1 protein-coding gene is annotated in these 1054 nt (G+C 72.2%); it reads left to right on the top strand.

The window, feature by feature from the left end:
- On the top strand, positions 1–1054 hold a 1054-nt coding region (locus tag ACSC1Q_RS42945), incomplete at both ends, for a polyketide synthase dehydratase domain-containing protein (protein WP_436764505.1).

Below are 1054 nucleotides of genomic sequence, written 5' to 3'. Positions count from 1 at the left end.
CGAGCGGTACTGGATCCCCGCGCTGACCGATGCCGGGGACATGAACGCCGCCGGGCTGGGCGCGATCGACCACCCGGTGTTCAGCGCCGTGACCGAGGTCGCCAACGGTGAGTCGGTGATCTTCAGTGGCCGTCTGTCACCCGCCACGCAGCCGTGGCTGGCCGATCACCTCGTGGGTGGTCGGATGCTGGTCCCGGGGGCGGCGCTGGTCGAGCTGGCCATCCGGGCGGGTGACGAGGTCGAGTGCTCCTACCTGCAGGAGCTGACCATCCAGGCGCCGCTGGTGGTGCCCGCCCAGGGCGGCGTCCAGATCCAGGTGGTCGTCGGGGCGGTGGAGGAGTCGGGAGCACGTCCGCTCACCGTCCACTCCCGCTCCCAGGACGCCGCCGAATGGACGCAGCACGCCCAGGGCCTGGTGACCGCCGAGCTGCCGGTGGCGGCGTTCGAGCTGGCGCAGTGGCCGCCGGTGGACGCGCGGCCGGTGGCGGTCGACGGTCTGTATGACGATCTCGCGGCGGTCGGCTTGGAGTACGGCCCGATCTTCCAGGGGGTGACGCGGGCGTGGGCACGCCCCGGTGAGGTGTTCGCCGAGGTCGTGTTGCCCGAGCAGGCGCACGGGGACGCGGCGCGGTTCGGGGTGCATCCGGCGTTGCTGGACGCGGTGTTGCACGCCAGCGCGCTGGGTGATCTGCTGCCGGAGCCCGAGCCGGGACGGCCCTTCCTGCCCTTCTCCTGGTCGGGTGTGTCCCTGCACGCCACGGCGGCGACCAGCCTGCGAGTGAAGATCATCGGTACGGGTGGCACCAGCATGGCGCTGACCATCGCCGATGGGAGCGGTGTGCCGGTGGCGGAGGTCGAGGCGCTCACGTTGCGTCCGCTGTCGACCTCGGATCTGGCCGCCTCAACCGGTCAGGGCTGGTTGCACCAGGTGGGCTGGAGCGCGGTCGCGGCCCCAACGGGCACGGCAGCACCCTCCTGGGTGGTGCTGGAGGCGGGAGCGGGCCTGGCTTCGGTCATCGAGGTGCCCGAGGCGGTGCTGGTCACCGTCCCCTCA

This window comes from Streptosporangium heterodermiicola, from assembly GCF_051390675.1.
In the GTDB taxonomy this organism is placed as follows: domain Bacteria; phylum Actinomycetota; class Actinomycetes; order Streptosporangiales; family Streptosporangiaceae; genus Streptosporangium.
This window is presented reverse-complemented; position numbering and strand designations above follow the sequence as displayed.